The 26,111-nt window shown below is 58.0% G+C and carries 25 protein-coding genes; 15 read left to right on the top strand and 10 right to left on the bottom strand.

Features of this window, described 5'->3' with window-relative positions:
- Window positions 1–29 precede the first annotated feature (29 nt).
- The gene (locus ACEN2J_RS01300; protein ID WP_442102622.1) at window positions 30–1,037 is read right to left on the bottom strand and encodes a LacI family DNA-binding transcriptional regulator; all 1,008 of its coding nucleotides are present in this window, start codon (window positions 1,035–1,037) and stop codon (window positions 30–32) included.
- A 281-nt stretch (window positions 1,038–1,318) separates the two neighbouring features.
- Between ACEN2J_RS01300 and ACEN2J_RS01295 the strand changes: the two genes are divergently transcribed.
- The 7 genes from ACEN2J_RS01295 (at window position 1,319) to ACEN2J_RS01265 (ending at window position 8,645) form a co-directional block, all read left to right on the top strand.
- Window positions 1,319–2,584 carry an ABC transporter substrate-binding protein gene (locus ACEN2J_RS01295; RefSeq protein WP_442102620.1) on the top strand — a complete coding sequence of 422 codons (1,266 nt, stop codon included), beginning with the start codon at window positions 1,319–1,321 and terminating at the stop codon, window positions 2,582–2,584.
- An 87-nt stretch (window positions 2,585–2,671) separates the two neighbouring features.
- Window positions 2,672–3,517 (top strand): carbohydrate ABC transporter permease, encoded by an 846-nt coding sequence (locus ACEN2J_RS01290; protein ID WP_442102618.1) that lies wholly within the window; start codon window positions 2,672–2,674, stop codon window positions 3,515–3,517.
- The gene (locus ACEN2J_RS01285) at window positions 3,514–4,347 is read left to right on the top strand and encodes a carbohydrate ABC transporter permease (RefSeq protein WP_442102616.1); all 834 of its coding nucleotides are present in this window, start codon (window positions 3,514–3,516) and stop codon (window positions 4,345–4,347) included. Before ACEN2J_RS01290 ends, ACEN2J_RS01285 begins: the two co-directional genes overlap by 4 nt.
- Window positions 4,348–4,358: 11 nt before the next feature.
- On the top strand, window positions 4,359–5,402 hold the full coding sequence (locus ACEN2J_RS01280; protein WP_442102614.1) for an ABC transporter ATP-binding protein: 1,044 nt from the start codon (window positions 4,359–4,361) through the stop codon (window positions 5,400–5,402).
- 16 nt (window positions 5,403–5,418) lie between these two features.
- Window positions 5,419–6,693 (top strand): MGH1-like glycoside hydrolase domain-containing protein, encoded by a 1,275-nt coding sequence (locus tag ACEN2J_RS01275; protein WP_442102613.1) that lies wholly within the window; start codon window positions 5,419–5,421, stop codon window positions 6,691–6,693.
- Window positions 6,690–7,376 (top strand): D-lyxose/D-mannose family sugar isomerase, encoded by a 687-nt coding sequence (locus ACEN2J_RS01270; protein ID WP_442102611.1) that lies wholly within the window; start codon window positions 6,690–6,692, stop codon window positions 7,374–7,376. Before ACEN2J_RS01275 ends, ACEN2J_RS01270 begins: the two co-directional genes overlap by 4 nt.
- Window positions 7,377–7,385: 9 nt before the next feature.
- Window positions 7,386–8,645 (top strand): glycerate kinase type-2 family protein, encoded by a 1,260-nt coding sequence (locus tag ACEN2J_RS01265; RefSeq protein ID WP_442102609.1) that lies wholly within the window; start codon window positions 7,386–7,388, stop codon window positions 8,643–8,645.
- Here ACEN2J_RS01265 and ACEN2J_RS01260 read toward each other — a convergent pair.
- The 3 genes from ACEN2J_RS01260 to ACEN2J_RS01250 form a co-directional block, all read right to left on the bottom strand.
- Window positions 8,629–9,246, bottom strand: a complete 618-nt coding sequence (locus ACEN2J_RS01260) for a sulfite oxidase heme-binding subunit YedZ (RefSeq protein WP_442102607.1) — start codon at window positions 9,244–9,246, stop codon at window positions 8,629–8,631. The two genes, ACEN2J_RS01265 and ACEN2J_RS01260, sit on opposite strands and share 17 nt — an antisense overlap.
- A 149-nt stretch (window positions 9,247–9,395) precedes the next feature.
- Complete coding sequence (locus ACEN2J_RS01255; RefSeq protein WP_442102606.1) at window positions 9,396–10,238, bottom strand: nuclear transport factor 2 family protein; 843 nt, start codon at window positions 10,236–10,238, stop codon at window positions 9,396–9,398.
- A gap of 23 nt (window positions 10,239–10,261) precedes the next feature.
- Entirely contained in the window at window positions 10,262–10,540 is a 279-nt protein-coding gene (locus tag ACEN2J_RS01250; protein WP_442102605.1) for a DUF2218 domain-containing protein, read from the bottom strand.
- Window positions 10,541–10,634: 94 nt separating this feature from the next.
- On the opposite strand from ACEN2J_RS01250, the gene ACEN2J_RS01245 reads away from it, so the two are divergent.
- A complete protein-coding gene (locus ACEN2J_RS01245) occupies window positions 10,635–11,531 on the top strand; it encodes a LysR family transcriptional regulator (RefSeq protein WP_442102603.1) in 897 nt (298 codons plus the stop codon).
- Between the two features lie 98 nt (window positions 11,532–11,629).
- Here ACEN2J_RS01245 and ACEN2J_RS01240 read toward each other — a convergent pair whose 3' ends face one another.
- Genes ACEN2J_RS01240 through ACEN2J_RS01220 form a run of 5 tightly spaced genes read right to left on the bottom strand, consistent with a single transcriptional unit; the run spans window position 11,630 to window position 17,880 of the window.
- On the bottom strand, window positions 11,630–13,888 hold the full coding sequence (locus ACEN2J_RS01240; RefSeq protein WP_442102602.1) for a glycoside hydrolase family 2 TIM barrel-domain containing protein: 2,259 nt from the start codon (window positions 13,886–13,888) through the stop codon (window positions 11,630–11,632).
- A 1-nt stretch (window position 13,889) separates the two neighbouring features.
- A complete protein-coding gene (gene dgoD / locus ACEN2J_RS01235) occupies window positions 13,890–15,038 on the bottom strand; it encodes a galactonate dehydratase (RefSeq protein ID WP_442102600.1) in 1,149 nt (382 codons plus the stop codon).
- Window positions 15,039–15,045: 7 nt separating this feature from the next.
- Complete coding sequence (locus ACEN2J_RS01230) at window positions 15,046–15,966, bottom strand: Gfo/Idh/MocA family protein (RefSeq protein WP_442102598.1); 921 nt, start codon at window positions 15,964–15,966, stop codon at window positions 15,046–15,048.
- Window positions 15,966–17,024, bottom strand: a complete 1,059-nt coding sequence (locus tag ACEN2J_RS01225; RefSeq protein WP_442102596.1) for an ABC transporter ATP-binding protein — start codon at window positions 17,022–17,024, stop codon at window positions 15,966–15,968. The genes ACEN2J_RS01230 and ACEN2J_RS01225 overlap by 1 nt, the downstream gene beginning before the upstream one ends.
- 46 nt (window positions 17,025–17,070) lie before the next feature.
- Window positions 17,071–17,880 carry an IclR family transcriptional regulator gene (locus tag ACEN2J_RS01220; protein WP_442102594.1) on the bottom strand — a complete coding sequence of 270 codons (810 nt, stop codon included), beginning with the start codon at window positions 17,878–17,880 and terminating at the stop codon, window positions 17,071–17,073.
- Window positions 17,881–18,026: 146 nt separating this feature from the next.
- Here ACEN2J_RS01220 and ACEN2J_RS01215 point away from each other — a divergent pair, with 146 nt between their 5' ends.
- The 7 genes from ACEN2J_RS01215 to ACEN2J_RS01185 all read left to right on the top strand — a co-directional run bounded on the left by ACEN2J_RS01215 (window position 18,027) and on the right by ACEN2J_RS01185 (window position 25,508).
- Window positions 18,027–19,259 carry an ABC transporter substrate-binding protein gene (locus tag ACEN2J_RS01215; RefSeq protein ID WP_442102592.1) on the top strand — a complete coding sequence of 411 codons (1,233 nt, stop codon included), beginning with the start codon at window positions 18,027–18,029 and terminating at the stop codon, window positions 19,257–19,259.
- 77 nt (window positions 19,260–19,336) lie between these two features.
- A complete protein-coding gene (locus ACEN2J_RS01210; RefSeq protein WP_442102591.1) occupies window positions 19,337–20,251 on the top strand; it encodes a carbohydrate ABC transporter permease in 915 nt (304 codons plus the stop codon).
- Complete coding sequence (locus ACEN2J_RS01205) at window positions 20,251–21,096, top strand: carbohydrate ABC transporter permease (RefSeq protein WP_442102590.1); 846 nt, start codon at window positions 20,251–20,253, stop codon at window positions 21,094–21,096. Before ACEN2J_RS01210 ends, ACEN2J_RS01205 begins: the two co-directional genes overlap by 1 nt.
- Complete coding sequence (locus ACEN2J_RS01200; protein ID WP_442102588.1) at window positions 21,093–23,174, top strand: alpha-galactosidase; 2,082 nt, start codon at window positions 21,093–21,095, stop codon at window positions 23,172–23,174. Before ACEN2J_RS01205 ends, ACEN2J_RS01200 begins: the two co-directional genes overlap by 4 nt.
- Complete coding sequence (locus tag ACEN2J_RS01195) at window positions 23,171–24,061, top strand: 2-dehydro-3-deoxygalactonokinase (protein WP_442102586.1); 891 nt, start codon at window positions 23,171–23,173, stop codon at window positions 24,059–24,061. The genes ACEN2J_RS01200 and ACEN2J_RS01195 overlap by 4 nt, the downstream gene beginning before the upstream one ends.
- Window positions 24,058–24,660, top strand: a complete 603-nt coding sequence (locus ACEN2J_RS01190) for a 2-dehydro-3-deoxy-6-phosphogalactonate aldolase (RefSeq protein ID WP_442102584.1) — start codon at window positions 24,058–24,060, stop codon at window positions 24,658–24,660. The genes ACEN2J_RS01195 and ACEN2J_RS01190 overlap by 4 nt, the downstream gene beginning before the upstream one ends.
- Entirely contained in the window at window positions 24,657–25,508 is an 852-nt protein-coding gene (locus ACEN2J_RS01185; RefSeq protein WP_442102582.1) for an SMP-30/gluconolactonase/LRE family protein, read from the top strand. Before ACEN2J_RS01190 ends, ACEN2J_RS01185 begins: the two co-directional genes overlap by 4 nt.
- On the opposite strand, the gene ACEN2J_RS01180 is transcribed toward ACEN2J_RS01185, so the two are convergent.
- Window positions 25,509–26,108 (bottom strand): TetR/AcrR family transcriptional regulator, encoded by a 600-nt coding sequence (locus ACEN2J_RS01180; RefSeq protein ID WP_442102581.1) that lies wholly within the window; start codon window positions 26,106–26,108, stop codon window positions 25,509–25,511.
- Between the last annotated feature and the right edge of the window lie 3 nt (window positions 26,109–26,111).

Here is a 26,111-nt window from a genome sequence, read left to right as displayed (position 1 = left end):
CGAATGTGCCGGACTACTTTCAGCATTTTCTAGGCTGGCTGCCCTGTTGTTCCCCGAACAACGAGCTGTGCAGGAACTGTAACCGTAACCGTTGGCATGTTAGGTTCCTGTATCCGGTCCAGCAGCACGCGCGCCAGTTTTCGCCCCAGCAGCGTGGGCGAAACTGCAAGGGTGGTTAGGGGCGGTGTGGCCACGGCTGCACCTGAAATGTCGTCAAAACCGATAACCGACATCTCTTTGCCGGGCGTTTGCCCAAGGCGTTGAAGGGCAAGACACGCACCAAGCGCGACCATGTCGCCGTTGCAGACCAATGCGGTGACCTGTGGGTGCTGTTTGCGCAAGGCCAAGACGGCATCTAGCCCCGAAAGCTTATTGTCTGCCGAAGGCCAAATAATCGGTTCACCAAGGTTACGCTCTGCGAGGACGGCGCGATAGCCCGCAATCCGTTCCGTGCGCACTTGGCCTGTATCGGTGCCGCCAAAAAATGTGATTTGCGTGTGACCTAAATCGGCCAGATAGTTTGTTGCGGATTTGGTTGCAGCGGTGTTTTCGATGCCAACATGATCAAAGTTCAACCCGTGAAGCCGCCGCAAAAACGTTACCGTTGGAATGCGGTGGGTCGCCAGCAAATCAATTGTCCTAGGTTCAATGTCCGCCGTCGGTACCCAAAGCAACCCGCCCCTGGCCGATCGAATAAAGGCCTCTAGGTTGCGGGCCTCTTTTGCGGGGTCATCGCGGGAATCAAGGACCGAGACCAAATACCCTTCGGATTCCAGCAAATCGCTGACCCCGCTGATGACCTCGGCGTTGAACGGGTTGGCAATGCCGTGAATGACCAGCCCGATTTCGCGGTTCTCGCCCGAGCGCATTGAGGCGGCACGACCGTCGGGCACATAGTTCAGGTCTTTGGCGGCCTGTAGCACCTTCTTGCGCGTCTCCTCAGATATCCGCCCTGCGCCGCGCATAACTTGGCTGACCGTCGCCAAAGAGACGCCAGCGTGTTGCGCCACAGTTTGGAGCTTAGGTTTTGTGGACACGGAAGACAGGCCTTTGCTAAAACGTTATTCCGGATTGTTACCCGAAAAATGTGTTTGACGAAACATAAAAGCAGTCTTTTGATCATTTACTGTTGGAAACGTTCATAATTAATTTCTTGACGACTGGTATAACGTTATACCATAATGATACCCAAGACGCGATTCCGGCGGGAGGTTGGGGCGCGTGCGGGTTAGGGCAAGGCTTAGGATTTGCCCGGATTCCAGACCAACGACGACGTACCCCTTCATGAAATTGGGGGGACAATAACAGGGAGAGAGACATGACAATTAAGAAAACCCTACTGGGTGCGACAGCCGCACTGGCTTTTGCATCTGCCGCGCAGGCCGATGTGCTGTTTTGGTCGACGCAGGCCAACCCCGTTGAGGAATCGCAGGCCATGCGTGAGCAGGTTTTGGCAGGCGCTGGCCAAGCGGTGGATTATCAATCCAACGAAGGTGGCCCATGGTTGACCCGTTTGCAGGCTGAAATTCAGGCCAACAAAGGTACGATCGGTCTGCTTGGCGCGTTGCACGGCGATTTCGCGGCGCTTCCTGCCGATGATATGGCTGATTTGTCCTCGGTTGATCTGGGCGATGTAAAAGTCAACGCCGCCTTTCAAAAGCTGGCGACACTTGGCACCGATGGCCAGCCTTATTTGCCATGGATGCAGGCCAGCTATATCATGGCGGCCAACAAAAAGGCGCTTGAGTATCTGCCTGCTGGTGCCGACATTGACGCGCTGACCTATGACCAGTTGATCGAGTGGACGGCAAATGTTGAAACAGCAACGGGCGAGAAAAAGTTCGGCTTTCCAGCCGGTCCCAAAGGCCTGAAGCACCGGTTCTTCCAAGGGTATCTGTACCCGTCCTACACCAACGGTGTTGTCCGCACGTTCAAATCTGATGCGGCAGTGGTGGCATGGGAAAAGTTCAAAGAACTTTGGAGCCACACCAACCCCGGCTCAACCAACTACGGTTTCTTGCAAGAGCAACTGCTGAGCGACGAAGTCTGGATCGCGTTTGACCACTCATCCCGTTTGGCGAATGCCTTTAACGAACGCCCAGATGATTTCGTTGCCTTCCCCGCGCCTGCTGGCCCAACGGGCCGTGGTTTTATGCCGGTTATCGCTGGTATCGCCATTCCAAAAACTGCGCCCGATATGGAAGCATCAAAGGCCCTTATCGCCTATATGATGAAGCCAGAAACCCAGATTGCAACGCTGCGTGCGACCAACTTCTTCCCTGTGGTTGATGTGGCGCTACCCGATGATCTGCCGCCTTCGGTCAAAGCGGCTGGCGATGCGATTGCCAAGATGAGCGGCTCTGCCGATGCCAACCCAGGCCTGTTGCCAGCGGGCCTTGGAGACAAAAGCGGTGCGTTCAGCCAAGTGTTCACCGACACGTTTGAGCGTATCGTGCTGGGTGGCCAAGACATCCGCATGGTGCTGGACGAGCAGGGCGCTGTGCTGAATGGCATTATGCAGGAAACCGGCGCCAAGTGCTGGGCCCCTGATGCGCCGTCCGAGGGTGCTTGCCCCGTCGAATAACGACAGGCTTTAACCAACCCGATCCTTAATCTGGGCCACATTTGGCCCAGATTGCCCCCTCATACCCTTTCGGTCAGGAGCGATCCGATGAACGCCAGACTGTTGCCTTATTTCCTGATTTTGCCAGTCACGTTGTTTCTGTGCGTGTTTTTCATTTACCCCTTCGTGCTGGTGGCGCAGCAAGCGTTTTCAAGCGACGCCGGGTTTTCACTGGATCATTTCCGCGACGTTGTCGGCTATTGGAAATTTCCGGTCACGCTGAAAAATACACTTTTGTTGGCGGCGCTGGTTTTGCCCGTGCAGCTTGCCCTGTCTTTGTTGATGGCGACCATGGTCACCAAAATGAAAAAGGGCCGCGATCTGGTACTTTATGTCTGGACCATTCCTTTGGGGATTTCTGACCTTGCGGCAGGCCTGATCTGGCTTGCGATCTTTGATCAAACAGGGTTTCTGAACTCGATGATGTCTGCGCTGGGCATAATTGAGCGGCCTATCGGTTTGCTGACCTATCAACACCCCGGCATTTTGTTGGTTGCGATTGCACTGGCTGAAATTTGGCGGGCGACGGCGATTATGCTGGTGATCTTGGTGGCAGGCATTGGCCTGATCCCGAAAGAATATTATGAGGCCGCCGAAGTCTTTGGTGCCTCGCCTTGGCAGCGGTTTTTGAAAGTGACCTTGCCGTTGCTGCGTCCATCCTTGCAAACCGCGTTGGTGCTGCGGGTGATCCTTGCGTTTGAGGTGTTTGCCGTGGTCGCGGCCCTTGGTGGCACGCTGTTCCCGGTATTGATGGGTCAGACCTATGACTACCAATTCTCTCTTAACAACTCGGGCGCTGCGGCGGCGATGGCGTTGATTATCCTCGTCATATCTATCGCCTTCACCCTCTTGATCCTTCGCATCCTGCGCGTCCCGAAAGGAGCACGGATATGACAACGACCACCCCTAATACCGTCCAAGTGCGTAAATCTGGCCGTTTCTTGTTTCGGGCCTCGGTCGTATTGCTCTGCGCTTGGGTCTTGGTGCCGATCTATTTTCTCATGATCAATACGCTGTCGTCGCCCGAAACCGTCAGCAGCTTTCCAAAACCGTTTTTTCCCGAATTTGATCTGGGCAGCCTGACGTTTTTCGCCAACTTTGCGGGGATGCTGAACGCACTGAAAAACTCGGTCATTGTGGCCACGTTCACCATGATTATGGCGATCGCATTTGGGGCGCCGGCGGGCTATGCGTTGTCGCGGTTTGAATTTCGCGGCAAGGAAACCTTTCGGGTTCTGATCTTGCTAACCCGTGCCTTTCCGTTGCCGTTGCTGGCGCTGCCCTTGGCGGTGCTGTTCATCCGCACCGGGCTGGATGACACGCTGTTCGGCCTTGCCTTGGTGCATACCACGCTGGCCATTCCTTTTGCCGTGCTCATCACATTCTCGCTGTTTTCGGGCATCCCGATAGAGCTGGAAGAGGCGGCATGGACCCTTGGCTGTACCCGTTTCACCGCCTTTACCAAGGTCGTGTTGCCACTCATTGCGCCGGGCATCGCGGCCAGTGCGATCTTTGCTTTCGTCATCTCATGGAATGAGGTGTTCGCAGCGGCTGTTCTGACGATTGAGAACCGCACCCTGACCGCGTTTTTGCTGCAATCGCTGGACACCTCTCCGCTGCATCTGAAATTCGCCGGTGGCTTCATCCTCGTCGTTCCCGCTCTCGTCTTCATCTTTGCCGTTCGCAAATACTTGTTTGCGATGTGGGGCATCGCCAACCGTTAAGGACCAAACCCATGGCACAAATTCAAATCAAGAACGTCGCCAAAACCTTTGGCGCATACCAAGCCTTGCACTCGATTGACCTGACAATTGCGGATCAAGAGTTCATGGTTCTGCTGGGCGCATCGGGCTGTGGCAAAACCACATTGTTGCGCATCATTGCAGGGCTGGAAACCGCCACGACGGGCGAGGTCTGGATCGGCGACCGTCGCGTAGACCATCTGCCGCCGCGTGAACGGGGCATCGCAATGGTGTTTCAAAACTATGCCGTGTTTCCGCATCTGACCGTGTTTGAAAACATCGCCTTTGGTTTGCGGATGCAAAAGATGCCGCAGGCCGAGGTCACACGTCGTGTGGAACGCACGGCGACCCTGATGCATATCGAGCAGCTCTTGAAACGCTATTCCGGCGAGCTTTCGGGCGGTCAGCGCCAACGTGTTGCCGTGGCCCGCGCGCTTGCGATGGAACCCGACGTGATTTTGATGGATGAGCCGCTGTCAAACCTTGACGCGCTGTTGCGTCTGGAAATGCGCGCCGAACTTAAGGGCGTGCTGGCCGACAGCAAAACCACCGCGATCTATGTGACCCATGATCAGGTCGAGGCGATGAGCCTCGCCGACCGAATCTCGGTGATGCACCAAGGTCGCATCGTGCAATCGGCCAGCCCGATTGAGGTGTATCGCAACCCTGCCGCGCGGTTTGTTGCGGGCTTTATCGGCAACCCGCCGATGAACTTTTTGCCCGCCACTTCCGCAGGCAATGGGCAATGGACGGTCGCAGGCCAAACCGTAACGGGCCCCAATACCGATGCCGCAGCCTTGGAATATGCCATCCGCCCCGAAGATCTGACCCCGTCGGAAACCGGCCTTCCCGCAACCGTGCGGTTGGTAGAGCCGTTGGGCGCGCACCTGTTGGTGACGTTCGATGTGGGCGGTCATCCGCTGCGTGCCGTGCTTGACAGCGAGCTGGTGTTGAAACCCGGCGACCGCCTGAACCTTGCACCGCAAGCGGGGCGGACGCGTTGGTTCGACCCTAAAACCACTTTGGCCGTTGCCTGAATTTGCGAGAGACCCAATGACACAAGCCCTTATTGACCATGCCGCTGCCATTCTCGCCGAGAATGACAAGGGCGCCTACACCGTCCCGACACACGGCCTTTATCCGTTTCAATGGAACTGGGATTCCTGCCTGACCGCCCTTGGCCAAGCCCATTTCAATGAAGACCGCGCGTGGACCGAGATTGAAACCTTGTTCGCCCATCAGTGGGATGATGGCATGGTACCGCATATCATTTTCCACCAGTTGGATGACGGGTATTTCCCCGGCCCTGATGTTTGGCAAACCGCTCGGCCTGTGCCCACTTCGGGTATCACTCAGCCCGCCGTTGCAGGCTTTGCCGTGGCGCGGCTTTTTGCGCGGGCCAAGGACAAAGACATGGCGCGCCGCCGTGCCACAGCCTTGCTGCCCAAAATCGCCAAATGGCATGATTGGTTTTTCCGCTGCCGTGACCCGCAAGGCACGGGGTTGGTTGCGATCATTCACCCTTGGGAATCGGGCCGTGACAATTCGGTCGATTGGGATGCCGCGTTTGAACGGGTGCCAACCGATGGCGTCATGCCCTTTACCCGCCGTGATACCCAACACGCCAACCCTGCGCACCGCCCGACACAGGCCCAATACGAACGTTATATCTATCTGGTGCAACTGTTTCGCGGCCTTGGCTGGGATAATGCCAAATTGCACGACGCCTCGCCGTTCCAAGTGGTCGACCCCGGCTTTAACGCGATTCTGTTGCGGGCTTGCGGGGATGTGGCGGCACTTGCAACCCAGTTGGGCCTGACCGACATCGCCAGCCACGCACAGGCACAGGCCGACAAAGGCCTGACGGCGATGGAAAGCCTATGGAGCGATAAGCACGGCCAATATCTTTGCTTTGACCGCAAGTTGGGCGCCTTGATTCAAAGCCCGTCTATCGGCGGTATCCTTGCAGCCTTTGCCCCCATTCCTGCGGCGCGGTCGCAGGTGATTGCCAACACCCTGACCAAGCTGGGCGCCCAAGTGCGCTATTTGGTGCCAAGCCACGACCCTGCCGCGCCGGAATTTGATGCGCTGCGTTATTGGCGCGGGCCGGTTTGGTTGATCGTGAACTATATGATCGCCGACGGTCTTGCGCGGGCAGGGCAAACCGCTGTGGTGGACCGCATTGTTGCCGACAGCTTGGCGCTGATCGCAGAAAGCGGGTTTGCCGAATACTATAGCCCTGTCGATGGTACGCCTTGCGGCGGTGGGCGGTTCACATGGACCGCTGCGATGGTCATCGAATTTTTGACGGACGGATTGGCACAATGAAACGCAGCCGCATTAACGACATTATGGCCGAAGCGGACGCGATGATCCGGCACTACGGTTTTGTTTTGCCACCCTTTGCCTATTGGACGCCCGATCAGTTCAAGGCCAATGCGGGCATCGCCCAAAACGTGATCTCGGCGCGTTGCGGCTGGGATATCACTGATTATGGCGCAGGCCGTTATGATGAAATGGGCCTGTTCCTGTTCACCCTGCGCAATGGTCGGCTGGCCGATCTGCAACGCGGAGGCGGCATGTGCTATGCCGAAAAGCTGTTGATTTCGAAGCAAGATCAGCTGTCGCCGATGCACACTCATGTGCTAAAGGCCGAGGACATCATCAACCGCGGTGGCGCGACTTTGGTGGTCGAGCTGTTTGGTTCGGATGATCAGGGGCAATTTGATGGGAATAAGGGCGGCACGGTGTTTTGCGATGGCATCCGCCGCGATTTTGCCCCCGGCGACAAGCTGAAACTTGCCCCCGGCGAAAGCGTCACCCTGATGCCCGGTGATTGGCACGCGTTTTGGGGCGAGGGCGGCGATGTGCTGATTGGCGAGGTTTCAACCGTGAATGACGACGAAACCGACAATATTTTCCGCGAACCCATCGGGCGGTTTGCGAAGATTGAGGAAGATGCCGCCCCGACCCATCTTTTGGTTAGCGACTATCGCGCAGTCTTGGGATAAGTTTTGCAAATGACCACGCCCGAAACCCTGCTTCGCCACCTGTTTGATCGCGCCGTTGAAGTGGCCGATCCTATGCGCACGCTCGCAGGGCACCTGCCGCCCAAACCCGACGGGCGCGTAGTGGTGATTGGTGCGGGCAAGGCCAGCGCGCGGATGGCCGAGGCGGTAGAGGCCGTTTGGGGCCCGTGTGACGGGCTGGTCATCACCCGCTATGGTTACGCGCGCCCCTGCCAAGGCATTGAGATTGTCGAGGCAGCCCATCCGGTGCCCGACCAAGCGGGCGAGGATGCAACCCGCCGGATGCTGGATCTTGTGGCGGGGCTGGGTGCGGATGATTTTGTGCTGGCGCTGATCTCGGGCGGGGCTTCGGCCTTGCTGTGCGCGCCGTGCGATGGGGTTAGCCTTGTGGAAAAGCAAACGGTGAACGCAGCGCTTTTGGCCTCGGGGGCGCCGATTACCCAGATGAATATGGTGCGCAAACACCTCAGCCGCGTTAAAGGCGGGCAGTTGGCGGCGGCGGCCTATCCGGCAAAAATGCTGTGCTTGATGATTTCCGATGTGCCGGGCGATGATATGGCGTTTATCGGCTCTGGTCCTACGGTGGGCGACGCATCAACGCCAAGGGATGCGCGCCAGATTTTGGAAGCTTGGGATGTTGTGGTTCCGCCCCGCGTGACAGCGGCTTTGGCGGGGGCAAGCGGCGTGGTGCGGCCTGATGACCCGCGTTTAGGCGCGGTGACCAATGTGATCTATGCCGCACCTGCGCAGTCGCTTGTGGCAGCGGCGGAACTGGCGACTAGCATGGGGTTTGATACCCGTATTCTGGGCGATGCCTTGGAAGGTGAGGCGCGGGTTGTGGCAAAGGCCCAAGCATACATGGCGCTAGGCCTGCAGGCGAGTTTGAAGCTGGGCGATGCACCGATCTTGCTGTTGTCGGGTGGCGAGTTAACCGTGACGCGGCTTGGTGACGGTATAGGTGGACCGAACGCAGAGTTTTGCCTAGCCCTTGCCTTGGCGCTGCAAGGCGCAGACGGAATTTACGCCATTGCCTGCGATACTGACGGCGTCGATGGCGCGGCCGAAGTGGCGGGGGCGGTGATCGGCCCCAAAACGCTTGGCTTGGCCCAAACCGCAAGCGTTGATGCCGCAGCCATGCTGGCCCGCAACGACGCCCACAGTTTTTTTGCCCAGATCAATGCCCAAGTTATCACGGGCCCCACGCTGACCAACGTCAACGACTTCCGCGCGATTCTTATCCAGCCACGCTAGCGGCCCGCACTCGGCGGCGTTGCAAATTGTAGGCCAAGCGATAAAGTTCAAGCGCTATAAGCGGGCCAAAATTGACCAGCGCAGGCACGATGCTGCCCCAGTTATGCAATGCCGCCCAGTGCAGCAGCGTTAAAACCGCAGCTCCATAGACACCGCGCTGCAAGGTTTTCCACTTTGGCCCCATCGCGCGCACCCAACCATCGGTTGAGGTCACAGCCAATGGCACGAAAATCAGAAAGGCCAGCCAGCCGGTCCAGATATAGACCTTGGAAATCTCGGCTCCGGTAAAGGCAATGGACCCTTCATCAACCAAATAAAGCATCGTGTGCAAAAGGGCATAGGCAAAGGCCGCAACCCCCAAATACCGCCGCCGTTTCATCAACCAACGCGGCCAGCTTGCGCCTTTGAACAGCATCATCAAGGGCGTGATCATCATCGAGACAATCATAAACCGTGCCGCAAATTCGCCTGACGGATGCAGGATTTGATGAGCGGCCCTAGGGTCGCCCGACGCAAGGCCAAAGATCATCGGAATGGCGGGCAGGCACAGGATTGCCCAAAAGGTATAAGGATGGTTCCAAAAGGATTTTAGGGACGTCATATGTCGATCTCCGTAGGGTCTGAGGTCTAAACGCAAGCCGCGGCCTGTTCCGTCGCACGGGGCTGGTCTCTTTGCCGCTATGCTTGGTGATGCCGCTTATGGTGTCTTGGGTGCTGCGGCCCCAAGGCGGGCTTGGGGCCGCGTTGCGATTAGAATTTGCCAGCTTTATTGTGCGGTGCATCGGTGGCGGGCATCGGCGCAATCACGTCCCAATGCTCAACGATCAAACCGTCTTCGACGCGGAACAGGTCATAGAACGCCTGCGCTTGATCGCCAATCGCGCCATCCGATAGGGTTAAAACAAAATTGCCTTCGCCGATCACTTGGTGCACCTCGTTATAGGTCATCGTGATGCCCTTGGCCGCCATTTCGCCCATGAACGCGCCAAACCCTTGCAGCCCGTCAGCAACCATCGGGTTGTGCTGCACATAGTTGGTGGGGTTGATGTAATCGGTGAATTCAATGTGCTCGTGGGTGATGAGGGCTTTGGTCACAAACTCTTCGACCAGCGCTTTGTTCGCGGCGGTCTTGTCCAGATCGGTCAACTCGGTCGCGCCGTCCGTCTGTGTATGGCCCGATGGGTTTGGCGCAGCCTCGGGGATCAGGTTGTCCCAATGTTCAGCGATTTTGCCATCTTCGATGCGAAACACATCAAAGGCGATCATCGGGGTAGGGCCAAAGCCCTCATAGCGGCTGTGGAACGCAACCAGATCACCATCCGCGATCACACGGAAAACGTCTGCCTTGAATGCACCGCTGGCGGCCAGATGCCCGATCATGCCTTTCAACGGCTCGGCACCATCGGCGATGTCGGGGTTGTGCTGAACATAGTCGGGGGCAAAATATTGGTCCACGGCAGCGGGGTTGCCCGCCCCAAGGGTCGCGCCCAAGGCCTCAATCGCCAAGGTTTTATTGGTGTTGGTATCGGCTGCAGCCGCAAGGGCAACAAATGTTACGGCGGCGGCAGAGGCGGCAAGGGTATTCAGTTTCATGGTGTTTCCTTTGGGTTTGGGCTTTAAGCCCATGTGATCTGGGGGTTTTCGCGAAAGGCAAAACGTTCAAGGTGGCTTGCCATCACGCGGGCGGTTTTGGTTAGGTCTGCTTGGGTTTCAGCTGTCACAGTCAGGCCAAGGTCGGCGCCACTGGCGGTCAGGTCACACTGACCGAAGGCAAAATCGATGTGGCCCAGCTGGGGGGTAAACTGCACCTGAACCTTGTGGCTGAAGTGCTTGCACAACTGTTGCATATAGATGCTGGCGCGCTCGGTGGTGATCTTGGCGGTGCTTGTGAACATTGCTGTCTCCTGTCTGCTGTGGCCAGTGATAGACAGAAGGCAGCTTTTTGATTATCTCAATTGTGGCGAAATCACTTTTACAGGAATTAGAAAGATGATTGAGGATTACCGCAGTCTTGCTGTCTTTGTGGCTATCGCCAATACGGGCAGCCTAAGTGCGGCCGGTCGCAGGCTTCGGCTGTCTACCTCGGTCGTCAGCCACCATTTGTCGCGATTGGAGGAGCGGCAGGGGGTGACGCTGTTTTTCCGCTCGACCCGGTCCATGTCGCTGACACCCGAGGGGCGCAGTGCCCTTGACCCCGCGCGCCGCATGGTTGCAGCAGGCGAAGAGGCGCTGGATGCGATCAACGCAGGGAATGAGGAGCCGGTGGGTGCGCTGCACATAACAATGCCAGCCTTTGGCGAACAACGCGGCCTGCATCAGGCCCTGTGGGCCTTTGCCAAGCGCTATCCGATGGTCGCGGTGTCATTGCACAGCAGTGATACGCCGACAGATTTGGTCAAAGACGGCTTTGACTTGGCGATCCGTCTTGGCACCCTGCGCAGCAGCAGCCTAAAAAGCCGCCGCATCGCAGATTTCAAGCGGCTGTTGGTTGCCGCGCCCGACTATCTGGCAAGCCGTGCGCCCATTGTGTCGCCGCAAGATCTTGTTGAGTGTGATGTCATCGCAGTGACCCAAATCCCCTCGGTAATGACGCTGGAACGCGCAGGGCAGGTGGTCAGCATCGAGCCTGCGAATATTCGTGTTGAAGTAAACACCGTCAACGCCGCCAAATCAGCCGTGCTGGCAGGAATGGGCATTTGGCACGTCCCGCAGGGCGAGATTGAGTCCGAGGTTGCAGATGGTCGCCTTATCCAGGTGCTACCAGATTGGTCTTTGCCGATCTTGGGGATCTATGCTGTTTGGCCCGATAGTGGCCCACAAAAGGCGCTGACCCGCAGGTTGATCGACTTTTTGGTGCAAGAGCGCGCAGGGCAGGGCGGCGTATAACCCCTAGGTTTGGGCCTTCGGGCGGCTTTTAAAACGAGAGCCACCGCGATATGGCTCTCGGTCCTGTTTTTGCGCCATGGAGGGGGGGTGGGATTTCGCTAGAGTGCGAAGGTTTGCGCCGCGCTTTGTGGTTTTGGTGGCGTTATGCGCAAGGTTACGCTTTGCGTTCCAAAGCGTGGAGACGTGACGTTCAAAGTGACCTCGCCGACCTCGCCGGTCAGTCGCAGCCACGCGCCAGAGGTGCCACCCGCCATGACGGTCGTGTCTGGCCCGATCAGATGCGCTGGGCCATCGACCTGCAAGGTCAGGGGTTCTGCAAGAAACAGCATCTTGTTGCCCGCCTGATCCAATGCGCGGAAAATGACACGGATATCGTCGCTGGCGCAGGCCTCGGCTTCCCACACATCCGGCGCGATTTCTAACGTCGTCGGCACGCTATCGCCGGGGAAAATCCGCTCGGCGACCTTCTCGCCATTCAGGAAACCGGTTATCCGCCCGCCGTGCCAGCTTTGCCCCCAATGGCCCAGCTCATCCGGTGAAAAATGGCGGTCGTCGATGATGACCGGCGGGTTGGGCAGATGGCCAAAGCGTTCCACATCCGGCCCGACACGTTTGACGACATCGGCAAAGGCCAGCTCTACTTCATCACAGTTTGTCAGCACGATCAGCGGCAGCACACCGCCGATGTTACGCTCGCCCCGCGCCCAAACCGTGACGGGTTCCATCACGATGCCTTCTTCGGCAGACTTTTGGCTGGAATAGGCGTAGGCGGCGAATTTCGGTTCGCGGAAAATTGTCATCACGCCGTGGTGGCAAATCCGGTCGCCTGCGCCGAAATCTTTGTGGGTGTTATAGTCATACATGCACCAACCGATGCAGCCCGCGATATTCGGGTCGCCGTAGGCGGCGTTCAGCACTTCAAGATGGCGGATCACATGCTCGGCCTGATGCGCCTCGGGGTCGCCTGCTTTGGTTGGGAACATATGGCCGTTATATTCGGTGATGATATAAGGCACAGGCTTTGGCAGGCCCGTTACCTCGGCTTGGCTGCGCAGGGCGGTGCGGGGGCAGTTGTTGCCGGGCAGCTCAAATTCGCCCAGCACAAAATCATTCATCGTATAGACGTCTTCAAGCAGCTCACTTTCCGTAATATATCGCACGCCGCCGGTGGGGCGGGTGGTATCCAGCGCACGGGCGGCGGCGTTGGTGCGGGTGTAAAAGTCGTGGTTGTCAAAGCTCTCATTAATCCGCACGCCCCAGATGATGATGGACGGATGGTTCCAATCACGCATCATCATCCGCGCGACGTTTTGAACGGATTCGTCCTGCCATGTGGCCCCGCCGATATGCTGCCAGCCGGGAATTTCCTCAAACACCAGCAGGCCGATCTCATCGCAGCGGTCTAGGAAATAGCTGCTTTGTGGATAGTGCGAGGTGCGCGCGATATTGCAGCCCAGATCATAGCGCAGGATTTCCGCGTCGCGTTCTTGGGCACGTTTTCCTTGGGCATAGCCGGAATACGGAAAGCTTTGATGCCGGTTGAGGCCCCGCAGTTTCAACGCCTTGCCGTTTAGGCAGAACCCGTTCGGTGTCCAGTCAATCTGGCGAAAGCCAAAGCGGGTCAGGGTTTTATCACCACTTTCAAGCGTGATTTGCGCGGTATAGAGCGCGGGGGTTTCGCAAGACCAAAGCGCTATGTCGTGCAAATCCGTGATTTTGATCTCGGCTGTATCACCCGAAATTTGAACGTTCCCGTGGGCAACTTCTGCGCCGTTTGCGTCAAAAATAACCGCCCTAGCCGTGCCCTGCGCCGCCTCGGTCGTGATTTTGAACACAGCCGTTTTGGCCAGTGCCAATACATCCGGCGTCTCAATCTTAACGTTGCAGATATGGGCGCGTGGCAAGACCCGCAGCCAGACATCACGGTAAATCCCCGCATAGGTCAGGTAATCAATCCGGCCCCCGAATGGCGGAATTTCGGGGTTTTCCGATCCGTCAATCCGTACCGTGATAAGGTTCACGCCGCGGGTTAAATGCGGGGTCAGGCGGGCGGTGAACGGGGTGTACCCATCGGCATGGCGGATGATTTCCACGCCATTGCACCAAACGACGGCATCTGCCATCGCCGCATCAAACCGCAGTTCTACCTCGCGGTCTTCCCACGCAACATCCCAAGCCAATTCGCGCTGATAGGTAAAGGCGCGCTGATAGGCCGTTTCATCAAAGTAATTCAGTGGCAGGTCGACCGCGTTATGGGGCAGGGTGACGGCCTCACTTGCAAGCGGGATGTTGACCCAAGCCGCGTCAAACCCCTTTGCAAAGGCCCATTGCGTGTTCAGTTTTGTGATGTTGCGCATCTTACCACTCCGCAAAGCTGCCGTCGGCATGGCGCCAGACGGGGTTACGCCAGCGGTGGCCATTCGCGGCCTCACGCCGGACTTTGTCTTCATTTACCTCAACGCCAAGACCGGGGCCTTGGGGAATGCCGACAAACCCGTCTTTGTATTCAAATACTTCTGGGTTTGTGAGATAATCCAACAGGTCCGAGCCTTCGTTGTAGTGAATGCCCAAAGATTGTTCCTGAATGAAGGCGTTATAACACACCGCATCCAGTTGCAGGTTTGCCGCCAGCGCAATCGGCCCCAGCGGGCAATGTAGCGCCAGCGCCACGTCATGCGCCTCGGCCATCGCCGCAATCCGGTAGGTCTCGGTGATGCCGCCAGCATGCGACGGGTCGGGTTGGATGATATCGACAAAACCCTCTTGCAGGATCTTTTTGAAATCCCAGCGGGTATACAGCCGCTCGCCCAGTGCAACCGGCGTGGAGCAATGGTTGGCAATTTCGCGCAGCGCTTCGGCATGTTCTGACAGCACAGGCTCTTCGATAAACATCAGGCGGAAGGGTTCCAATTCCTTGGCCAAAACCTTGGCCATGGGGCGATGCACACGGCCGTGAAAGTCAATGCCGATGCCGAAATCCTGGCCCATTTCATCGCGGATCGCCTGCACGCGTTCCAACACTTGGTCAACCTTGGCGTGGCTGTCAACGAACTGCATTTCCTCGGTGCCGTTCATTTTCACGGCGGTAAAGCCTCGGTCGCCACATTCACGCGCCATGCGGGCGGTATCGCCGGGGCGGTCGCCGCCGATCCAGCTGTAAACCCGAATTTTATCGCGCAACTGCCCGCCCAGCAGCGCATGGACCGGCTGTCCCAGCGCCTTGCCTTTGATATCCCACAGCGCTTGATCGATCCCCGCAATCGCCGACATATGAATGCCGCCACCACGATAAAACCCTGCGCGGTACATCACGGTCCAATGATCGTTAATCAGGCGCGGGTCTTTGCCGATCAGGTAATCCGACAGCTCATCCACCATCGCGGCCACGGTTTGGGCGCGGCCCTCTAGCACGGGTTCACCCCAGCCGGAAATGCCCTCATCGGTGCTGATTTTCACAAAGCACCAACGCGGCGGCACGATGAATGTCTCAATTGCGGTGATTTTCATTTGGGCCTCAGGGTTGGAAAGGGGCGGTGGAATGATGCTGGCCGGTTAGGAAAGCATCAGCGACAAGGCGAAGCGGGGCAAGGTCAACCTCGCTGTGTTTGGTTGTAATCAGATCATGGAAGCGGGCGTAAAGCCGCGCATATTCTTGGTTGGGGCCAGCGGCCAGCGGGGCGCCATCAACCATTGCGCGCGCGCCGCCATCCTCTAGCAAAAGCGTGCCTTGGTCGGTGGTCAGGCCGATGCGCCAAATCTCGTCATGGTCAAGCCGCCAATCAAAGCTGGCCACGATCGGAACGTCGCCCGCCCGCAGCCGCAAATCGGCTGCAATCGGCGTGGCGCGGCCTTGCGGGATGTGCAGATCGGCCGATTGCAACACCACGCCCGCGATCAGCTTGGTCAGAATAGACAGCGCGTTGATGCCGGGGTCGAACACGCCCAATCCCCCCGCTGCCCAAATCCAATCTTGGCCGGGGTGCCATTTACGCACGTCTTCATGCCAGTCAATTCTGATAGACCTTAGGTCCTTACCAACCAGCCAATCGCGCGTGGCATCCACGGCGGCGGCCTCACGCGAATGCCATGTGGCGAAAATCGTCAGGCCGCGTGCAGCAGCCTCTGCACGCAGAGCCTCGACCTCGGACAGGGTTGCACCGGGCGGTTTTTCCAGCATCAAATGCCGCCCCGCGCGCAAAACGGCCATCGCTTGGTCGAAGCGCCCCTGCGGCGGGGTGCACAGCGAAATCGCGGTGATCTGCGGTTCCGCCTGCAACAATGCTTCAACATTGGCATAGCAGGGCGTGCCATCCAGCACGGCATTGCGCGACGCAATCGCGCCAAGATCCATCCCGTGCGTCGCCGCAATCGCGGGTAAGTGCTGGGCGCGCGCAATCGTGCCGAGGCCGACCAGACCAATTGAAATGCTGGTCATTACCGAACCCGCAACCCGCTATCAGCGCAGAACACAAAGCAATCGGCAGGGTCAAATTCCAGCCCAACCATTGTGCCCCCCGCCGCCGGAAGCCGCTGATCGGTTTCCACCACCAGCCTTTCACCCGATGGCGCTGTCAGATGCGCATAGGTCACGGCGCCAAGGTTTTCGGCATGCTCAACACGGTAAGGCCCCTGCGGCGTGATGCGCAGCGCATTCGGGCGCAGACCGATTTCGACCCCGACACCAGTTTCTGGCATCGCAACAGCAGGCGACAGGCGGGCGTTATCCAAGCCCGGCGCAACAATGACGCCTTTTTCGACCGTGGCCGCCACAAAGTTCATCGCGGGCGACCCGATAAACCCTGCAACAAAGCGATTATCGGGGTCATCATACAGATGCATCGGGCTGCCGACTTGCTCAATATGGCCCGCGCGCAGCACGACGATTTTATCAGCCATCGTCATCGCCTCTACCTGATCATGCGTCACATAAATCATCGTGGCACCGATTTCGCGGTGCAAACGGGCGATTTCGGCCCGCATTTCCACACGCAGCTCGGCATCCAAATTCGACAGCGGTTCATCAAACAAAAATACCTCGGGGCCACGCACAATCGCGCGGCCAATCGCGACGCGCTGGCGCTGGCCACCAGACAGGGCGGCAGGCTTGCGGTCCATCAACGGGTCAAGCTTCAAAATTCGCGCGGCCTCATCCACCTTTGATGCGATCTCGGCCTTGGGGTGGCCGTTCATTTTCAGGCCGAACCCCATGTTTTCGCGCACGGTCATATGCGGGTACAGCGCGTAGGTTTGAAACACCATCGAAATGCCACGCTCGGCCGGATCGGCGCGGGTCACATCGCGGGCACCAATGGAAATGGTGCCATCGGTGGTTTCCTCAAGCCCTGCGATCATGCGCAGCAGGGTGGATTTGCCGCAGCCCGAAGGCCCGACGAACACACAAAACTCGCCCTGCTCGACCTGAAGGTCGATGCCATGGATGACCTGCGCGGCAGAGTAGCGTTTGACGACCTTGCTTAGGGTAACTTGCGACACGTGATTTCCTCCCACGGGTGATTGGGTATGGCCTTGGATGGGCCGATTATTGTTCGGGAAAGCGCCAAGTGTTGGCAGCTTCGGCGATAGATGCGGCAGTTTGCAACACGCGCGGGGCATAGGATTCGAGCTTGGCGCGGTCTTGGGCATTGGCCGTGGTGATCGACAGCGCACCCAAAACGCGACCGCTGTTTGAAAGGATGGGGGCCGCGATGCAAACGATGCCGGGCTCATGCTCTTCATTATCCCACGCGTATTTGCGGGCGCGAATGGCGATCAATTCGGCGCGCAAAGCGGCCTCATCGGCCAAAGTCGTGGGGGTGTAGCGCTGAAACGAGGTGCGCGCGATGGCATCGGCCAGCTTATCCTCGGGCAAATAGGCCAACATCGCCTTGCCAACGCCAGTGCAATAGCTGGGTCCAACCTTGCCCGATTGCGAAAACATCTCGACAGGGCGGGCCGCGTTGCGTTTATCGACGTACAGCACCATGCCGTGATCAAGCTGCGCTAGGTGGATGGTTTCGCCGGTGTCTTGCGACAACGCATCCAAAAAGGGCGCTGCAATCGGGGCAAGGCTGCTTTGCGCCCAGGCCGAATGCGCCAGCCGCACCAGCCGCAAACCGGGCGCATAGGCTTGGCGATCTTCGTCAAAGGCCAGCATTTCCTGATTCGTCAGCGCCTGAAGAAAACGGTATAGCGTGGCCTTGGGCAGGTCCGACTTGGCAAGGATTTCGGCAAAGCGCACAGGGCGGGCAAAGCCAGCAACAAGGTCAAGCACCGCAAGTGTGCGGCCAACCGTGCCGTCTTGTTTTGACAAATCACTGCCACTGGCAATCGGGTCTTGCTGCGATGTCATCCGGTCCCCTCCCTTGGTCCAAATCTGCTCGGTTCATTTCGAACACTGTTGACATACTGGCCGATTCGGGACAAGGTTTCAATATCCAATAACTGGTTCCATTATGTGAAACCTACAATTGGTTGAAAATAGCTTGGGAGGAGCGAATGAAGTTTACGAAAGCAGCCCTTTTGGGGGCCTTGATGCTGTCTGTTGCCGTGCCCGCCATGGCGCAACAGCGCTCGCTGGTCATCAACACCGACACATCAGATCCAGCGCCAAAAGCGGCGTTTGAGGCGTTGATCGCGGATTTTGAAGCCGCAAACCCTGATGTCAAAGTGACGGTGAACCTGTTTGACCACGAAGGTTACAAAACCGCGATCCGCAACTTTTTGACCGCTGACAGCCCTGATTTGGCGAACTGGTATGCGGGCAACCGCATGGCACCGTTCGTCAAAGCGGGTCAGTTTACTGATGTTTCGGATGTTTGGGCCGAAAACGGTTTGAACGAAAGCCTTGCCTCGGCGGCATCCTCGATGACGATTGATGGCAAGCAGTGGGGCGTTCCCTATACTTACTATCAGTGGGGCATTTATTTTAACAAAGACGTGTACAAGGCGGCTGGCGTTGACGTGCCAAAAACTTGGGATGAATTCGTCGCCAACTGTGCTAAATTCCAAGCGGCAGGCGTTGATTGCCTGACCACGGGGTCCAAGGCGCTGTGGCCAACGGCTGGCATCTTTGACTATCTGGATCTGCGCACCAACGGTTATGATTTCCACATGCAGTTGACCAGCGGCGATATTCCATGGACCGATGACCGCGTCAAAGCCGTGTTCGCCGAATGGGCAAAAGTGGTGCCTTACACCACTGCAAACCATGCCGCGATTGACTGGCAAGATGCGGCGGCGTTGTTGGTGCAAGGCAAGGCTGCGAACTATGTCATGGGCAACTTTGCCGTGGCCACGTTCAAAGACGGCGGCATGACGAACGACTCTCTCGGCTTTATGCCCTTCCCGGAAATCACCCCGGGATTGGCCCGCGCCGAAGAAGCCCCGACCGACACGATCCACATTCCTGCCGGTGCGAAAAACGTAGCGGACGCGAAAAAATTCCTCGCGTTTCTGGCGTCGGCGGATCAGCAGACCAAGCTGAACGAGGCGCTTGGCCAGCTGCCGATCAACAAAGATGCAAGCGTCGGCGACGACCCGTTCTTGCAGGCTGGCTTTGAATTGCTCAGCACTGCTGATGGTGGCATTGCGCAGTTCTTTGACCGCGATGCTTCGGCTGAAATGGCCAAGATCGGCATGGAAGGGTTCCAGGAATTCATGGTCAAACCAGATCGCCTCGACGCGATTTTGGAGCGGCTTGAAAAAACCCGCGCACGTCTCGCGAAATAATCACTATCGGGGGCGGGCCAGCCTGCCCCCGTTTTTCGCCCCATCACCCTGCCGATGCCCGAGGGAGACCCACGGCCATGACTTCATGCCCCCCCAATGTAACCGCCCCCCGCAAACGCCGATCGCGCCAAGCGTTGGCGCCTTGGTTGTTCCTCGCGCCCGGTTTGGCGATGTTTTTGGTCTATGTGATCATTCCGGTTTTCCAATCGATGTGGGTTTCGTTCTTTGATTGGGACGGCTTAAGCCCGAAAACTTGGGTTGGCCTTGCCAACTATATCGAGCTGATGGATGATGAGGCGTTTTATACATCATTGAAAAACAACGTGATTTGGCTGGCGCTCTATATGCTGGCGGTGCCTGCGGGCCTGATGATTGCGCTGTTTTTGAACCAAACGGTACGCGGCATCCGCATCTATAAATCGCTGTTCTTTTTCCCCTTTGTGATTTCACAAGTCGTCGTTGGCCTAATATTTTCATGGTTCTACGCCCCCGATTTTGGCCTGCTGTATAAACTGATCGAATGGCTTACAGGGTCACAAGTCGCCATTTTGGCTGATGAGCATCTGGTCACCTACGGCATCATCTTGGCGGGCCTGTGGCCACAGATCGCCTATTGCATGATCTTGTATCTGACCGGCCTGAACGCCGTTGCCCCCGACCAGATAGAGGCCGCGCGGTTGGACGGTGCCAAGGGCTGGAAAATGCTTTGGTATGTGGTGCTGCCGCAACTGCGCCCCGCGACATTTATCGCGCTGGTGGTCACAGTTATCGGTGCGCTGCGCAGTTTCGACTTGGTGTCGATCATGACCTCGGGCGGCCCATATGGGTCTAGCCGCGTGTTGTCCTACTACATGTATGAGCAAGCACTGTCAGAATACGGCTATCGCATGGGCTATGGCGCGGCGATTGCGGTGGTGCTGTTTGCCATCATGATGATCTTTATTTCGGGCTTCATCTGGAAGATGTGGCGCGACGAACAAGGAGCGCGCTGATGTTTCCGCGTCCAATCCAATCTATGTCGTCCCAGGCGCAATGGGCCTATAAAATCGCGCTGCCTGTGATGCTGATCTTGTGGCTGCTGCCGCTGATCGGGGTCGCGATGACCTCGCTGCGCCCGTCATCCGACTTGGCGGCGGGCAATTATTTCGGCTGGCCGTCGTCCATCGCGTTTGACAACTATATCACCGTGTTCAAAAACACCGCGTTGGATAAATACCTGCTGAACAGTTTTAAGGTTACAATCCCGACGGTGATCGGCGCAGTGGGCCTGTCGTGCCTGACCGGTTTCGCGCTGGCGGTGTATAAGTTCAAAGCCAACCTGCTGCTGTTTTTCATGTTTGTCGCTGGCAACTTTGTGCCCTTTCAAATCTTGATGGTGCCGGTGCGCGATTTGACAGTCAGCTTGGGGCTGTATAACTCGATCTCGGGCCTTGCCCTGTTTCACATCGCGTTCCAAACGGGGTTCTGCACCCTGTTCATGCGCAATTTCATCAAGGCCCTGCCGTTTGATCTGATTGAGGTGGCGCGGGTTGAAGGTGTCACCGAATGGCAGATTTTCCGCTATGTCGTGATGCCCTTGATGCGCCCCGCGATTGCAGCACTTTCTGTGTTGATCTTTACCTTTATCTGGAATGATTATTTCTGGGCGATGGTGCTGACAACCGGCGCCGATACCCAGCCGATCACCGCCGGTTTGAACAGCCTGAACGGCCAGTGGATCGCTGCGTGGCATTTGGTTTCGGCAGGGTCCATTCTAGCCGCCTTACCGCCGGTCATCATGTTCTTTGCGATGCAACGCCACTTTATTGCGGGCCTGACTTTGGGGGCCGTAAAGTGACCCACCCACAGATTTGGCATCTGAGTGATACGCGTCAAAGCCTTGTTTTTATTTCGGAAAACCAAGGTCTGCCGCAAGTTGCCTATTGGGGCGCGCCGCTGGTTGGCGCGGATCTGGGCGCCATCGCGCAAGCGCATCGCATGGATGTGACAGGCGGGATGCTGGATGAAAATCCCGCTCTGTCGATCTGCCCCGAGGCCGCCGCCCCGTTTCCGGGCCAAGCGGGCCTGCGGTTGCGGGCGCTGGATGGGAAAATCCTGCTGCCACGGTTCAGGCTGGACTCTGTGACCGAAAGCGAGACGGCCCTAAAGTTTGCCTATCGTGATGGCGGGCTGCGCTATTTTGCCGAGTTCACGATCAACCCACATACCCATATGATCTCCGCACAGGCGCGGCTAACGTCCGATGCGCCGGTCCACCTTGATTGGCTGGCCGCACCGGCATTCCCTGCGCCGCAATTGTCGGATGAGATGATCGATTTCACAGGCCGCTGGATTGGTGAATTTCAGATGCAGCGCAACCCATGGCGGGCGGGCATCCATGCGCGCGACAACCGCACAGGCCGGACAGGGCACGAACATTTCCCTGCGATTTTACTGCCCGCGCGCGGTGCCACAAATACCCAAGGCGAGGTTTGGGCCTTGCATTACGGCTGGTCCGGCGGGCACGGAATGATCGCCGAAGAGCTGCCCGATGGCCGCCGCCAAATCCAATTCGGCCATGCCCCGCAAAGCGAACTGGCCCCTGCCACCAGCTTTGAGACAGCACCCCTCTATGCCGTTTTTTCAAGCCACGGGTTGAACGGTTGCGCAACTGCCTATCAGCGCCATTTGCGCGACGAAATCGTAACGTGGCCCCATCCCGACCGCCCGCGCCCCGTGCATTATAACTGCTGGGAGGCGGTCTATTTCGACCACTCCCTTCCTGAACTGAAAGACATCTCCACCCATGCCGCAGGTTTGGGGGCCGAGCGTTTTGTGCTGGATGACGGCTGGTTCGGGCGACGCGATGATGACACCAGCTCCTTGGGTGATTGGGCGATTAATTCGCGCAAATACCCCGATGGCCTCGCCCCGCTGATCGACCATATCCACGGTTTGGGCATGACGTTTGGCATTTGGTTTGAACCCGAAATGGTCAACCCCGACAGTGATATTTACCGCGCCCATCCCGACTGGGCCTTGGGTGCCAAAGATCAGGTTTTGGGCCGTCAACAAATGGTCTTTGACATGGCACTGGCCGAGGTGCGCGACTATCTTTACACCCAAATCGCGGCCGTACTGTCTGCTTATAAAATCGACTATGTCAAATGGGATCATAACCGCGTTCTGCCTCATAGCGATGCCGCACAGGCCCATGGTACCTATGCTTTGCTAGACCGTTTGCGCAGCGATTTCCCTGAGGTAGAGATTGAAAGCTGCTCGTCGGGCGGTGGGCGAATTGATTTTGGCATCATGGCCCGCACACAGCGGGTTTGGTTGTCCGACAGTAACGACGCGCTGGAACGCTTGCGCATTCAGCACAACGCCGCACTGTTTTTGCCGATGGCTGTCACAGGCAGCCATGTCGGCCCGCGCCAATGCCACACGTCGGGGCGGGTGATTGATATTCGCATGCGTGCTTGGGTCGCCGCCGCCCGCCACATGGGGTTTGAGATGGACCCGCGCGAGCTGACCGAAGATGAGGCAGGCGTTCTACGCGACGTCACCACATGGTGGAAAGCCAACCGTAACTGGACCACGCGCGCCGATATTTTGCGCCTCGACAGCGCCGATACCGCCGTGATCGCCGAGCAGCAACTGGCCCAAGACGGCACGCGCTTTGTGGTGTTTGCGGGCAAGGCCGACACGTCGGATCAAATCCTGCCGCGCCCTTTGCGGTTGACCCAGCTTGACCCCACGGCACAATACCGTATCACCCTGCGTAATCGCGGCGATGCGGTTGGTTTGTCGCGCGGCATGCCTGCGTTAAAGGCGGGTGACTTGGTGCTGACGGGGCAATATCTGATGTCGCACGGGCTAAACCTGCCGTGGAGTTTTCCGCTGACGATGTGGGTGATCGAGGGGGAGAGGCTATGAGCAACGCGCATTGGATTGCTGCCGATTGGGGCACGACGAACCTGCGGCTTTGGGCGATGCGGGGCGCGGATGCTGTGCATCAGCGGTCGTCATCGCAGGGCATGGGCGGGCTGCAGCCTGCCGAATTTGCCCCCGTTCTGGCCCAAGAGACGGCGGATTGGCGGGCAGGTGACTGGGCCGTGGCCCCTGTTGTTGCCTGCGGCATGGTCGGGTCGCGCCAAGGCTGGACCGAGGCGCCCTATGCGACCGCGCCCACGCAGGCAGGCACGCCTTTGGCGCAAGTTGCGGGTGCAAATGTGTGGATCGCCTGTGGTGTGAAACAGCTGAACCCGGCCGATGTGATGCGCGGCGAGGAAACCCAGATTGCAGGGCTTTTGGCGGCGCGCCCCGATTTTGACGGCGTCATTTGCCTGCCCGGAACGCATACCAAATGGGTGCGCGTCTCGGCGGGTGAAATTTGTTCGTTTCAAAGCTTTATGACCGGCGAAATGTTTGCGCTTTTGGCAGACCATTCGGTGCTGCGGCACAGTGTTCAGGCGGCGACGTTTGATATGACGGCGTTTGATGCGGCGGTGCAGGATGCCCTTGCGCAACCGCACCGTGCCTATGGCCGGCTGTTTCAGCTGCGGGCAGGGGCCTTGGTTGGCGATCTGGCGCCCGAGGTTGCGCGGGCAACGCTTTCGGGGTTGCTGATCGGTTGGGAATTGGCGGGCGCAAAACCTTATTGGCTGGGGCAAGAGGTTGCGCTGGTTGGCAGTCCTGCGGTGTCCAATCTGTACGCGCGGGCGCTGCGGGTGCAGGGCGTTGTGGTTAGCGAGGCAGATGCGCAGGCCGCCACTTTGGCAGGGCTGCACCGCGCATGGAAAACAATCGGAGGGGCGGCATGACGTTGAATTTAGTAGCGATTTTGCGTGGGATAACACCCCAAGATGCGTTGGCCGTTGGGCAAGCGCTGGTCGATGCGGGTATCAACCGTATCGAGGTGCCGATGAATTCGCCCGAGCCGCTGGTTAGCATTGCAGCGCTGCAAGGCGCGTTTGGTTCTGTTGCCATGGTCGGTGCAGGCACGGTTTTGAAAGTGGAACAGGTAGCCCAAGTTGCCGCAACCGGTGCGCGGCTGATCGTGTCGCCAAACTGTAATCCGGCGGTGATCCGCGCGGCAAAACTGGCCGGGATGGAAAGCTTTCCGGGGGTGATGACGCCAACCGAGGCCTTTGCCGCGATTGAAGCAGGTGCAGATGCGCTAAAGCTGTTCCCCGGTGAATTGGTCGGGCCTGTGGGCTTGCGGGCGATGAAGGCAGTTTTGCCGCGCGACATGGCGCTCTATGCTGTCGGGGGCGTAACGCCGGAAAATATGTCACAATGGCTGGCGGCAGGGGCTACGGGCTTTGGCATCGGCTCATCGATATACAAACCCGGAGACAGCGCCGCAGTGGTCGCGGGCAAGGCGCAGGCGCTGGTGGCCGCGTGGAATGCCGCACAATGACGCCCGCGGTTTTTGATACGACGCCCTGTGTGTTGGGCGAAGGGCCGCTGTGGCTTCCCGATCGCAACGCACTGATTTGGTTTGATATTCTGAATCGAACAATGTTCATGCGCGGTCTGCAAGGCCCGGTGCGGCAGTGGGCGTTTGACGGTTATGTCTCGGCTGCGGGGCGCGTTAGTGGCGACCGATTGCTGATTGCATCTCAGACCGCGCTGTCCCTGTTTGATCTGAAAACCGGCGCGCAAGAGGTGCTTGCGCCCCTCGAGGCTGACAACCCGATCACCCGTTCCAACGATGGCCGCGCCGATCCGTACGGTGGGTTTTGGATTGGTACGATGGGCATAAAAGCCGAGCCAAAGGCGGGTGCGATTTGGCGATATTACAAAGGGGAGCTGCGTAAAATCTTCGCCGGAATCACGATTTCCAATGCGATATGCTTTACGCCAGACGGCGGTTTTGCTTGTTTTTGCGATACTAAGGAAGGTGTCATTCGGCGGGTGCGCCTAAATGTCCAAGGCTGGCCTGTGGGCGCGCCCGAGGTGTTCATTGATCTTCGTACAGAGGGTTTAAACCCTGACGGCGCGGTCATGGATGCCGAAGGGGCGCTGTGGTCGGCACAATGGGGTGCAAGCCGTGTGGCGCGCTATGATGGGGCGGGGCGGTTTACCGATGCGGTGGCCTTTCCTGTGGCACAGATCAGCTGCCCTGCCTTTGGTGGCCCGGACTTGACCACCCTTTACGCCACCTCTGCCGCCGAGGGCATCGCCAAGCCGAGCGCGTTGGATGGCGCAGTCTTTGCCGCCGAGGGTATAACCCGTGGCCAACAAGAGCATTTGGTTATTCTGTAGTCAGTGCAAGACGCCAAGCCGCAAGGTTTCCTGCGCCATATCTTCGGCAAGCTCGGCAACCGCCGCTTGCGGGGTGCCGCGCTGTAATTCGACGCGCAGGGCGGTCAGATTGGCCTGATACCGCCGCGCAAGGCGCGCAGGGTCGGCATCGGCAGCAAGCTCGCCTTTGGTGCGGGCCGCCTCAAAAGCGGCTGCGAACTCTTGGGTCATTTGGCATAGATAGTCTTGGGAAACGCCTGCGATCTTGGGGTCGGTGGATTTGGTATCGATCAACGTTTTCATCAACATACAGGCTTGGCGTGATTGGCTTCCGTCGGCGAGGTTCGCGTAATTCTGGAACTGCGCTGCCAACCCCGACAGGGGCGATGTTGCCTTGGCCATTTCAGCGCGGAACCCTTGGCGTGACGCATTAAAATAGCGCGTCATCGCCAAGAGATAGAGGTTTTCCTTACTTTCAAAAGCCGCATAAATACTGCCCGGCTTCATCATTAGAACCGTTTCCAGATCTTTAAGCGACGTCGCATAATAGCCTTTGCGCCAAAATACGGTCATTGCTGCATCAAGTGCTGCATCACGATCATAATTTGCGGCGCGGGCCATAGG

This window comes from Pseudorhodobacter sp. W20_MBD10_FR17, from assembly GCF_052119765.1.
GTDB lineage: Bacteria > Pseudomonadota > Alphaproteobacteria > Rhodobacterales > Rhodobacteraceae > Pseudorhodobacter.
Note: the sequence above shows the minus strand (reverse complement) of the source record. Positions and strands in the feature narration are given on the sequence as shown.

Coding starts and splice junctions, on each gene's coding strand:
- ACEN2J_RS01205 (WP_442102590.1), top strand. CDS start 20,251: ATGTTTCCGCGTCCAATCCAATCTATGTCGTCCCAGGCGCAATGGGCC.
- ACEN2J_RS01265 (WP_442102609.1), top strand. CDS start 7,386: ATGACCACGCCCGAAACCCTGCTTCGCCACCTGTTTGATCGCGCCGTT.
- ACEN2J_RS01185 (WP_442102582.1), top strand. CDS start 24,657: ATGACGCCCGCGGTTTTTGATACGACGCCCTGTGTGTTGGGCGAAGGG.
- ACEN2J_RS01255 (WP_442102606.1), bottom strand. CDS start 10,238: ATGAAACTGAATACCCTTGCCGCCTCTGCCGCCGCCGTAACATTTGTT.
- ACEN2J_RS01195 (WP_442102586.1), top strand. CDS start 23,171: ATGAGCAACGCGCATTGGATTGCTGCCGATTGGGGCACGACGAACCTG.
- ACEN2J_RS01220 (WP_442102594.1), bottom strand. CDS start 17,880: ATGACATCGCAGCAAGACCCGATTGCCAGTGGCAGTGATTTGTCAAAA.
- ACEN2J_RS01285 (WP_442102616.1), top strand. CDS start 3,514: ATGACAACGACCACCCCTAATACCGTCCAAGTGCGTAAATCTGGCCGT.
- ACEN2J_RS01210 (WP_442102591.1), top strand. CDS start 19,337: ATGACTTCATGCCCCCCCAATGTAACCGCCCCCCGCAAACGCCGATCG.
- ACEN2J_RS01290 (WP_442102618.1), top strand. CDS start 2,672: ATGAACGCCAGACTGTTGCCTTATTTCCTGATTTTGCCAGTCACGTTG.
- ACEN2J_RS01215 (WP_442102592.1), top strand. CDS start 18,027: ATGAAGTTTACGAAAGCAGCCCTTTTGGGGGCCTTGATGCTGTCTGTT.
- ACEN2J_RS01295 (WP_442102620.1), top strand. CDS start 1,319: ATGACAATTAAGAAAACCCTACTGGGTGCGACAGCCGCACTGGCTTTT.
- ACEN2J_RS01230 (WP_442102598.1), bottom strand. CDS start 15,966: ATGACCAGCATTTCAATTGGTCTGGTCGGCCTCGGCACGATTGCGCGC.
- ACEN2J_RS01250 (WP_442102605.1), bottom strand. CDS start 10,540: ATGTTCACAAGCACCGCCAAGATCACCACCGAGCGCGCCAGCATCTAT.
- ACEN2J_RS01260 (WP_442102607.1), bottom strand. CDS start 9,246: ATGACGTCCCTAAAATCCTTTTGGAACCATCCTTATACCTTTTGGGCA.
- ACEN2J_RS01190 (WP_442102584.1), top strand. CDS start 24,058: ATGACGTTGAATTTAGTAGCGATTTTGCGTGGGATAACACCCCAAGAT.
- ACEN2J_RS01275 (WP_442102613.1), top strand. CDS start 5,419: ATGACACAAGCCCTTATTGACCATGCCGCTGCCATTCTCGCCGAGAAT.
- ACEN2J_RS01180 (WP_442102581.1), bottom strand. CDS start 26,108: ATGGCCCGCGCCGCAAATTATGATCGTGATGCAGCACTTGATGCAGCA.
- dgoD (WP_442102600.1), bottom strand. CDS start 15,038: ATGAAAATCACCGCAATTGAGACATTCATCGTGCCGCCGCGTTGGTGC.
- ACEN2J_RS01245 (WP_442102603.1), top strand. CDS start 10,635: ATGATTGAGGATTACCGCAGTCTTGCTGTCTTTGTGGCTATCGCCAAT.
- ACEN2J_RS01270 (WP_442102611.1), top strand. CDS start 6,690: ATGAAACGCAGCCGCATTAACGACATTATGGCCGAAGCGGACGCGATG.
- ACEN2J_RS01280 (WP_442102614.1), top strand. CDS start 4,359: ATGGCACAAATTCAAATCAAGAACGTCGCCAAAACCTTTGGCGCATAC.
- ACEN2J_RS01240 (WP_442102602.1), bottom strand. CDS start 13,888: ATGCGCAACATCACAAAACTGAACACGCAATGGGCCTTTGCAAAGGGG.